Source organism: Paraburkholderia sp. LEh10, assembly GCF_017814945.1.
Lineage (GTDB): Bacteria > Pseudomonadota > Gammaproteobacteria > Burkholderiales > Burkholderiaceae > Paraburkholderia.
This window is the reverse complement of sequence record NZ_JAGIPX010000126.1, coordinates 1-10,256: the sequence shown is the minus strand read 5'-3', so window position 1 is coordinate 10,256 and position 10,256 is coordinate 1. Positions and strand designations below refer to the sequence as shown.

At 58.8% G+C, this 10,256-nt stretch carries 6 protein-coding genes; 2 read left to right on the top strand and 4 right to left on the bottom strand.

The genetic code is table 11. From position 1 onward, the window contains the following. Together J8I87_RS42255 and J8I87_RS42250 are read right to left on the bottom strand one after the other, a co-directional pair. Positions 1-4,558: AAA family ATPase (locus J8I87_RS42255; RefSeq protein ID WP_209938498.1), on the bottom strand; the 4,558-nt coding region annotated here is incomplete at its 3' end. A gap of 586 nt (positions 4,559-5,144) precedes the next feature. Beyond that, on the bottom strand, positions 5,145-5,807 hold the full coding sequence (locus J8I87_RS42250) for a response regulator transcription factor (protein WP_209938497.1): 663 nt from the start codon (positions 5,805-5,807) through the stop codon (positions 5,145-5,147). Between the two features lie 1,074 nt (positions 5,808-6,881). On the opposite strand from J8I87_RS42250, the gene J8I87_RS42245 reads away from it, so the two are divergent. Beyond that, positions 6,882-7,253 (top strand): response regulator transcription factor, encoded by a 372-nt coding sequence (locus J8I87_RS42245; protein ID WP_209938495.1) that lies wholly within the window; start codon positions 6,882-6,884, stop codon positions 7,251-7,253. 44 nt (positions 7,254-7,297) lie between these two features. Here the strand turns inward: J8I87_RS42245 and J8I87_RS42240 are convergent, their stop codons facing one another. Further along, a complete protein-coding gene (locus J8I87_RS42240) occupies positions 7,298-7,972 on the bottom strand; it encodes a response regulator transcription factor (protein ID WP_209938494.1) in 675 nt (224 codons plus the stop codon). Between the two features lie 373 nt (positions 7,973-8,345). Beyond that, the gene (locus tag J8I87_RS45880; protein WP_280923158.1) at positions 8,346-8,477 is read right to left on the bottom strand and encodes a hypothetical protein; all 132 of its coding nucleotides are present in this window, start codon (positions 8,475-8,477) and stop codon (positions 8,346-8,348) included. 443 nt (positions 8,478-8,920) lie between these two features. On the opposite strand from J8I87_RS45880, the gene J8I87_RS42235 reads away from it, so the two are divergent. Continuing rightward, a complete protein-coding gene (locus J8I87_RS42235; RefSeq protein ID WP_209938492.1) occupies positions 8,921-9,334 on the top strand; it encodes a hypothetical protein in 414 nt (137 codons plus the stop codon). The last annotated feature ends 922 nt before the right edge of the window (positions 9,335-10,256 follow it).

Genomic DNA, 10,256 nt, shown 5'->3' with positions numbered 1-10,256 from the left:
CTGGCGGCGTCAGATCCCTCCAGCTCACGCGACCCGAGACAAGATCCTCCCGCTCGTATCCCACCATGCGAAGAAATTCATCATTGGCCTCAAGAATGTCGCCACCTGCATTCCAGACGACAATCCCGATGATGTTGGCGTCGACGAGGCGCCGGATCTTCCCTTCACGCTCCGCAAGATCGCGGTACAAGCGGGCATTCTCCAGCGAGATCGCAGCCTGCGAGGCCAAAAGCTTCAGCACGGCGATGCGGGCCGGGCTGAACACGCGGGCAGTCAGACTGTTTTCAAGATAGAGCGCGCCGGTGAGCTTCGCCTGATTCATCAACGGGAAGCAGAGAATTGAACGGGCGCGATGTTGACGGATATAGGGATCTGTGGCAAACGAGGACTCAGCCGCGGCATCGTCAAGAAAGACGCTCTCCCGGGTGCGCAGGACATGATAGACGATCGACTCCGGCAGCATTGCCGCGCTCACCGGCACATCGCGCAACTGCAACCTGGGCGCGTCGCCGGTGGTCAGCGCTTGCGCCGCTATCCGTTCTTCGCCGCCGTCCGACAGAATCAACACGCCCCGTTCGGCGCCCGCCTGTTCGATGGCCGTACGCATGACCATCTCGATCAGCTTGTCCAGCACGATGTCGCCCGAGGCGGCCTGCGACACTTTGATCACCGTCGCGAGATCGAGATGTTCGACTGGCGTTGAAATCGTCGTCGTCGGCCCGGGTGCAGACTCTTCCTCCCTCAGATATGGATACCTCTCCTCGAGTTGCCGCACCTTCCCGTCGGCGCCCCAACGCAGATAGCCGTAGCGGGCGTCCTGCAGATATACACGGGCAATCTTCCCGAAACCGCGCGCCGCGTAAAAGCGCGACGCGAGTTCATTGGCGAGTGCCTCACCGTGGACAAAGCCGCTTTCCTGCGCCGAGCGAATGGCCTGCTCGTACAATTCCATGGCATCCTCGACGCGACCTTCAATCCGGGCGATCTCGGCACCGACCAGCGCGGCGCGGTCCGCGAAACTCTCCGGACAGTTTTTCGCCCAGATCTGAAGCTGCCGGTAATGCGCGGCGAGCGCGTCCAGGTGTTGTGGCCGCTCGCAGGCCGGCGTGCACTCGCACCAGGCGGCCTTTGCCAATGCGCCGTAAAAGTGATATTCGGCTTGCTCAACTAATGAGGTTGGGGTCCAGAGCAGCCGTTGCACATGCGATGCAGCATCCATGGCTGCCGTATGGTCGCCGGCCAGATAGCGCGCCTGCAATTTACGGATCCAGTACCACGACGCAGCTAGTGCCAGGGCAGGGTTGCTGGACAGATGGGTTTCGGTGCGAAGTTCATTGAACTGCCCGTCGTCAAGGCAGCCGAACGTCGGCGTCAGGCCGCGAAGCATCCGTATCAGCGCGAGTTGTGTGGTGATGAAGTCAATGACAAGACCGAACCGCACCTTCCCGGCGTACGCAAGACCGCGTTCGGCTTCGCCTTGCACCTCGTGCAGCGGCTCCCCAGCGAAGAGCAGGTCCGAGTTGAGGTTGGTGCACGTGTAAGCGCCGTACGCGAGGTCTCCGATCCGATTCGCCGCTTCGAAAGCGCGGCGCAGCAGACTACGACATTCCCCCACCGGTTTCAGCAAGCGCATGACAAAATTCGCGAAGCAAAGATACGTGCTCGCCTCGAACCGTCTTAGCCCACGTCGTTCGACGAGGTCGCAGCCGAGTTGGCCGAACCGGAACCCGGCCTGGTAGTCACCGAAACGCGGTCCGGCGACCCTGCCGACATTGGCATAAAGCACACATGAAGCATCACAGTTGCCACGTTCGAGGCTGAGACTGACCCCCTTGCAGGTCGTCAGCGCAACCAGGTTCGCATCTGTGAACAAGGCCGGCGCGAAAAGCTTGCCCAGCACCTCGACGGTCGCGAGCGAGGCTGCGTCCTCCATCACTGGCAAATCGATGAGTTCCTCGATGATCCGGTCCCCAAGCTGTGTCCCAATGCGCTCGTATTCCCGTCGCACCTCCTCGTCGTGCGGCTGAGGTGACCACTCGATGCCGACATGCCGGAGGTAGGCGAGGCACACAGCGACCGCGCGGTCGCTCTGATCGAGAGTTGTGCAGACATCTGTGTGCAGGCACGCGACGCTGGCTCGTTCGACCGTTGTCGTGACCCGATTCGATAGCGCCGCCAGGCGCTCGTCTGCAACCGATAACTGCCCGGTCAAAAATTCGCATTCGGCCCGGTTCAGTTCCAGCGCAAATATCAGCTCATGCCGACGCTCCCAGCAATCGTCGCTCAATAGTTCAGCACCGGCGACGAGATAGGTGAGCGCTGAGGAGTATGCCGTCGACGCCTTGGCGCGCTGGCCAGCGAGCAGGTTGAATTCGGCCAGCCGCTCCCGTTCGCCCTCTTCGGTGATCAGCGCGGCGCCGCGATTGAGCTGACCGACGATCTCGAAGATCGCCTCCCCCCGCTTTCCCGGGGGTGTGCGCGCAGCGAGCAGTCGCCCGATCCGCAGATGGGTCGAGGTCCGCGAGGCTTCGGGGATCAGTGAATAGGCGGCTTCGTGAATACGATCGTGCGCAAACCTGTAGGCGCCCTCCAGCCGCTCGACGAGTTCCTGGCGCATCGCCTCCCACAACGCCGCATGAACCTGTGCCACCGGAATGCCGAGAACTGTCGACAAAGTCGTGATCCCGGCGACGTTCCCGAGACAGGCAAGCTGCTCCAACGCGTGGCGCGTCCCAGCCGGCAGGCGGGTCAGCTTGCCGACCATCAGGTCCACGACATTGTCGGTATAACCCTTGGCATGGATGAGACCGGGATCGCCGCACCACTGTCCCGCTTCATGACCAAAGCTAAGCAAATCTTCTTCGACAAGCGCGTGCAGAAACTGGATGACAAAGAACGGATTGCCCCCCGTCTTGTCATGGACCAGTTGCGCCAGTGGAGCGATGCGTGCCGGCTCGCAGTGAAGCGCCTCCGCGAACAACTGCCTGACATGCACACGGGCGAGCGGCGCCAACGTGATCTCATTGATCTTGACGCCTGCGTTCCTGATGGCTTGGAGCTTGACCATCAGCGGATGCGCGGCATCGATCTCGTTGTCGCGGTAGGCACCGACCAGCATCAGGTGCCGCAGATCCGCGTGGGTTAGCAGATCCTCGAGCAGGTCGAGTGTCGCGGCATCGAGCCACTGCAGGTCGTCGAAAAAGAGCGCAAGCGGATGTTCCGCCCGGGCAAATACACTGATGAAACGTCGGAACACGAGCATGAAACGGCGTTGCGCCAGTTTTGGCTCGAGTGTCGGGACGGGTGGCGGTTCACCGATGATCAGCTTCAGTTCGGGGATGAGGTCGGTCATGAGCCGGGCATTGGGCTCCAGCGCCTCCAGCAAGGCGTCGCGCCAGCTCGCCAGCTCCGTGTCTGGCTTGCCGAGCAGCGGGCGCACCAGGCCTTGAAATGCCTGGACCAGCGTCGAATAGGGGATGTCGCGCTTGTACTGGTCGAACTTGCCCGATGCGAAGAGCCCGCGCGGCGGCACCAGCACCTTGTGCAGTTCATTGACGACCGAGGATTTGCCGATGCCGGAATAGCCGGAGACCAGCACCAGCTCAGGCGGGCCGCTCCCAACGATCCGATCGAACGTGGCGACCAGGGTGGCGACCTCGCGCTCCCGCCCATACAGCTTCTCGGGTATCAGCAACCGGTCGGGCGTGTCGTGTTCGCCCAGCGGGAAGGCATCGATGCGGTGCCGACGCTGCCAGTCGGCGAGGCAATGCTGCAGATCATGCTCAACACCGGCGGCGGTCTGGTAGCGCTCTTCGGCCGCCTTGGCGAGCAGCTTCATGACGATGTGGGAGACCGCGACAGGGACGGTCTCCACCAGCTCGCACGGCGGCACCGGCTTTCTGGCGATATGGCAGTGCACCCATTCCATGGGTTCAGCGGCCGTAAACGGCAGCACGCCCGTCAGCATCTGGTACAGCGTGACGCCGAACGCATAGAGGTCGCTGCGCGAATCGATCGAGCGGTTCATCCGGCCGGTCTGCTCGGGTGCCATATAAGCGAGCGTGCCAGCGATGGTCTCGGGCGGTTCGGGCGCCTGTCGCTCGCGCGGCAGCCGGGAGGCGAGGCCGAATCCGGTGAGCCGGACCTGTCCGTCGGCGCAATGTACGAGGATATGCGCGGGCTTAAGATCCTTATGAACAAGACCGCGCTGGTGGAGCTTGCCTAGCGCTGCGGCGATGCCGACAGCGAGCGGCAAAAAATCTCCCATCTCCATCGGAGCGCCAAGCAGACGCGCGAGCGGCTCACCGCCCGGGTCCTCGAGCACCAGCAGGGTCCGGCCGCCTTCGCGCACCAGTTCCAGCGGCCGCACCGCCCACGCGCCATCGAGTTCGTCCCTCAGGCCAAACGCGTGAACGAGGCGGTCAAAGGCGGCAGGTAACGGATGCTCCCCGGCGGGTCGCACCAAAAGGACGTTGTGACTGCCATCTTCGCCCACGCGCCGCCCTCGACAGACGACGCGATCGCCATCATCCCACAGGATCTGGAGGTTGTTACCCATCGGCGACGGAATCAAATGTAGGTTGTCATCTGCGCGCGGGGCCTTCAGGCCGCCACCCTCATTGGTTTGGACCCTACATTCGTTCACAGGGCAGCTAGGATTACATCAGCATACACGTAAGCTAACGCCGTGCAATATATAGGACTCCGAGTAACTTGTTGGGACCGAAGCTCGCGTTAGGCTGAAGACCTGCAGTTGACGTCGCATGTCTCCCGACCTATGCAAGCGGCCCGCACTTTCAGGTAGATTTAACACGCACCCGCGACGTGAGCAGATCACCTTGCGTGCGAGTTCATGCGATTGCCTTGCGCTTACGTCCGTACAAGCACACGCCGGAATTCACCTTGAAAACTTTGGAATTCGTGCTTCGCTACCTACAGCCACCTTTCATCCCCCGGGCGGAAGGCGATCTGAAGGTTGGAGGATTTGGCGTAAAACGGGGATCAAGAAGAACACGTCCTACTATCATGTTATGCGCCGCGACCACCTACGGCATTCCAACCAACCCGAAGCAAAGGCCCGTTGCAAGTGGGGCGTTTGTGTCGACAAACGATCCCGGCGCCATCGCGCATTGGCTCAGTGCGTTCTACGACTGAGCATTGACGCCCAGCGTTACCGATTTTTTGACGAGATCTGCAAGGGTTCGCGCCGCCATCTTTCGCATGAGATGAGAACGATGCATCTTCACGGTTATTTCACAGAGATTCACCTTGAAGGCAATCTGCTTGTTCATCAGCCCAGCTACGACGAACCCCATAACTTCCCGTTCGCGCGGTGTAAGCGAGTCGTACGCGACACGGAGCGTCGCAATCGATTGTTCGGTGGCGAGGCGCTCGCCGTCGCGCGCCAACGCATTGCAGACGGCATCCAGCATCTCCTGGTCGCGGAACGGCTTTGAAAAAAAATCGACTGCCCCCGCTTTCATCGCCTGCACGGTCATCGGAATGTCACCATGACCGGTCATGAATACGACCGGCATGCGCAAACCGCTCTTAGCAACATGCTCCTGTAAGGCGAGGCCATTTTCGCCGCGCAACCGGACATCGAGGATCAAGCAACTGGGTACATCGCACTTCGGGAAACCAAGAAAGTCCACCGAGGATTCGAATGTCTCGACACGTAGCCCGACCGACCGGAACAAATTACCGAGCGCGAAGCGCATCGACTCCTCGTCGTCGACCACGTAGACGACTGGCTCCTTGCGATCTTGGACGCCTCGGACCGAATTCGAATATGAACCTGATTTCATCTCACCTCCTCCCCCCGACCGATGGTGCGCTGGGCGTCGCATCTGACAATGCAGTCGGAGATGCTGCACATTAGAATAATACTGTTTCGCTGAAACCTGTCCGTCACGGGAGTGTCCATTCACTCCAGGGGGCGCGCTGCCGACGCGTACCCGTATACTACTTGTTCCTTGCCTTAACTAAGCTTACTTCCCTCGCGTCCGCCACGAACGAGATGCCTGAAACTGATAGACAAGGCCCCCATGACGTTTAACGATCCGACGTCAAAGCCACATTGAGGATTAGCCAAGTGATCCATTGACGGTCCCGCTAACGACACCTTTATGGTTGAACCTATTTGCGGTTTACGTTACAGCAGCTATAGCAAGCAGATGCGGTTCAGCTCCACTGTTCGGCGGTACACGTTTCGGTTGAGCCACGGTACGAAAGTGTACTCGTCGTATGCGTTTGCGCCGACAAAGATCCAGTTGTGCAGTACGTTCAACATAGCGTTTTCCTCTTGAAACCAGCCTTCACATCACGATGTGTAGCGAGCGCACTGCGCGATCGCACCGGCTATGACACAAGAGTAGGCGCTCGGACGCCCCAATACCATTGTACGGATGGGTGGCACTGCACCTACATAGGCGTCGAACGCCGATACCTAGGTATATCCGGCGAAGTATATTCGCCGCGGGTCGTCGGGGCATATGGGGAGCGGTTATGCTAGCCCCTCATTTGTCAGCCCGTTATGGTGAACTTGCGTTGCGCGGCACGATGGGGAACACACCACTGTCTGGCGCGACGACGCACGCATGTTGGTCCGGATATTTAATGATCCATTCATACGGTTGGATGCGACGGACGCCGCGACGCATACCTAGGTATGCGTCCGCAGTATCAGTGAATCTTCAAGCGGTATCCAGCTTAAAGCACTAGATGGGCAGGATTGCGCGATGCAAATACTGCGCACTAATACTTGTGTATGATTCCCGGCCGCTGATACGACAATTACGCTGGGTTTCGTAGATGCGGACGGATGCATGCGGTAGCGTTCTTGCTGCGTGCCCCCCTTTTCCTGTAGATCGAGGCTAATCTTGTGTTCTGCTCAGGTAGTTTCGATTGTTGACGACGACGAGGCAGCCCGCCTCGCGACGGGGAATCTTGTGCGCTCGTTCGGCAGACATACCCGCCTGTTCGCATCCGCGGAGGAATTCCTGCTATCAGGCCAGCTCGCTTCGACGTCATGCCTCATCTCCGACGTCATGATGCCCGGCATGTCAGGAGTGGAGATGCACGACCGCATCATTGCACTTGGGTATGCCCGGCCGACCATCTTCATTACGGCATTCCTGTCGGCCGAGCTAAAAGCCAATGCCTTGGCAAAAGGCGCGCTGGCTGTACTCGAGAAACCGGTTGATCCCGACGCCATCGCGCATTGGCTCAGCGTTGCGCTGGACGTGCCATAGGCTGTCGACAAGGGGCCGGAATGGCACTCCCGATCTCGCCGCTCTCAAGACGATTTCAGCGACCGGGCCTTGACGCCCAGTGATTCCGATTTTCTGACGAGATCCGCAACGGACCGGGCCGCCATCTTTTTCATGACGTGCCCACGATGAATCTTCACAGTGATTACACTGAGATTCATTTCGGCGGCAATCTGTTTGTTCATCAGGCCGGCTACGACGAACCCCATGACTTCCCGTTCGCGCAGTGTCAGCGAGTCATACGCAACACGGAGCGCGGCGTTCGACTGTTCGGCGTTAAGACGCTTAGCGTCGAGAGCCAACGCATTGGCGACGGCGTCCAGCATGTCCTGGTCGCGAAACGGCTTCGCGAGAAAATCGACTGCCCCCGCTTTCATGGCTTGGACTGTCATCGGAATGTCTCCATGCCCGGTCATGAATACGATCGGCATGTGCACCTCGCTCTTCGCAATATGTTCCTGGAAGGCGAGGCCACTTTCGCCACGCAGCCTGACATCGAGAACCAGGCAACTAGGCGCGTCGTACTTCGGGAAAGCGAGAAAGTCCCGTGACGATTCAAAGGCCTCCACACGTAGCCCGACTGATCGGAACAAGTTACCAAGCGCAAAACGCATCGACTCGTCGTCGTCGACCACATAGACCACCGGCTCCTTGTGTTCGTGAGGGTTCCGGGTCGAAGTGGAATGCGAACCCGAACTCATCTCACCTCCCCTCTCCCGATTGACACTGCTTGCATGCATCTATGCATCAATGTGATCGACGACGCTGCGCACTGCAATGAAGCGATTTCAGCATCTCCGTCATTCAAGCCGGTTCATTCGTGCTGGGGTACGGGCCGCCATCACGCAATCTGGTGCCGGTCGCCCCAAGATTGAACACCGGACGCACTCACGTCATGTTTTTTCGTCCGACAGTTTCACGTCACCGCAGACGGCCCCAGTAGCTATTCTAGGTGATTTGAATTCACGGGCGTTACTGCCCCGTTTCGCTAGAGGTAACTTCGGGCCGGAAATGCGCTTGCTGGACAGGATGAAGTTCCTGGCGCGCTTGCCCGAGCAGCGGAGCTTTATCGTTTCAGGTGCGCTGTACGCAGTTCCTGGCGTTATTGCGCCCGAGCATCACCGCCCGCGCGTTCAAAATATCCTCGCTGCCGGCGAGCGTCGCGTGGATGTTCGAGATCGCGTCCGCATGCACTGGATTGTTCACGCTCGTCCTCTATGCCTGTTGCGCCTAATGGAGCATCGACCGGTCGTTCCGATCCTGTCGCGATCAGCGACGTGCCGATTCCGGCGACAAACACGCGCACAAAGTCGAACAGATTCGCAGCAGTCGACTAACACGCACACCCCATAGCTTTGTCCCGCGCCCGGGGCGGACCGACATATCGTTGCATTTCCCTTTCGTTCTCGAAAGGAATGAACTGCGTCGCCATTTTGGTCCTTTCGAGCATTTTATTGAGCAAAGATAGTCTCGAAAACGGTACACGGCAGGCATAAAGTGGAGGCTCCTAAACTAACCACTTGATGAAAACGTCGCACCAGAAGCCGCATCGCTATGTCAACCACCGATGAGGTTTCCTTCACGTCAAATCTGATGCTGGGATAAATCAAGTGATGACATTCAACCCTAACCGTACCACGGAGTCACACATGCGTAACAAGATCATTGCTTCGATATTCGTTGCCGCGTCAGTTTCTTTCGCCGCGCCCGTCTTCGCCAGTGGCTATGGGCCTGCACCGTTCTACCACCCGGCTGATGGTGCTCCGGCGTCGCAACGTGGCCAAAGCGCCGAGACTCTTGCATCCAATCTGTCGGTAGTTGACACGGGCGCATCGCATCGCGGCAACACTACAATCGAGACCGGAGGGAGTACGAAGCTCGATTCACCCGTGCAAAACTCCGCGGCAGGGGAAGGTGGCGTTGTTGATGGGACATCGGCGTCGGGTTCACATCATCCGCTTCGCGCGCTAGGTCATTCCATCCAGTCGGTGGGACATGTGATCCGATCCTCTGTTCGTACTGACCCAAATGACGGTATGAAGCCGGTTTATTTTGGTCATTGAGCTTATATGTATGGCTATTCGTACATTCGGCACATTTTCTGGCGGTTCGTGCGAAAAGTCACCTTTGAATCAGTGAATGCCAGATTGGGCAAGTGTTGGAGGTCTACGGCCGACGTCGGCCCAACTTGCCACAACTGGCGAGGTGCCCCAAGGACTAACAAGAACTGGGTATCGGATGAGTCCTGCTACGGCTGCTTTTTCGCATCTTATCTCGCTGCCTGTCATGGAATGGGCCGACCTTCGATGAATGCAATTGGCCCCGCACTGTCTGATGGCATAGCCATTCACAGCATGCGCCTCGGGCGCCTTCGGCCGTAGACAGTACGTCAACCTCCTGGGACGTCGGAGCGGGCGCGAAGTCAAAGGCGGCTGCAAAAAGGTACGGCCCATGTGCGCCTTCTCGTCTCACGGAAAGTGTGAGGCGCTCATAGTACCTTGCCGCCGTTCCATTCATCAACCTTATGAATCGCTGTCTCATACCTGCGTATGCTGCCGGGCCTTACTGTGACGGCTCCCCCCACTAGATCGTTGCAAGAACTCAAACTCGCGCCTGGACCCCGAAGTATCCAAAAGTGTGAGCGTGTTATGCCCACAGGGTACTGCAGTGACCGTTCGTACAATGGGTTTTTGTTGGTCGTTCGACTACCGTTATTGCAAGAGATCGGTCCAACTGCGTCGAGACGATCCAATGTCAGCTATAGCGACCGCTGTCTTCTACGCGGTACATAAGAAGAACGCTGACCAGAACCCTCGGCCGCCCATCGTCCGGTCGACTGCTAAGGCCCCATTGATCGTGATGCCACCGGAGATTGCCATGTACACCTATTTGATCCGTTATCGCGATGTCTGAGATTGACCCGCGAAAACGGACACCTATCCTTTTGATCAGGAGGTGTCGAAATGGGCAGACATCGTACCCCAT

Excerpts from the sequence above, each read along its gene's own strand:
- J8I87_RS42250 (WP_209938497.1), bottom strand. The coding sequence starts at position 5,807 with ATGAAATCAGGTTCATATTCGAATTCGGTCCGAGGCGTCCAAGATCGC.
- J8I87_RS42235 (WP_209938492.1), top strand. The coding sequence starts at position 8,921 with ATGCGTAACAAGATCATTGCTTCGATATTCGTTGCCGCGTCAGTTTCT.
- J8I87_RS42240 (WP_209938494.1), bottom strand. The coding sequence starts at position 7,972 with ATGAGTTCGGGTTCGCATTCCACTTCGACCCGGAACCCTCACGAACAC.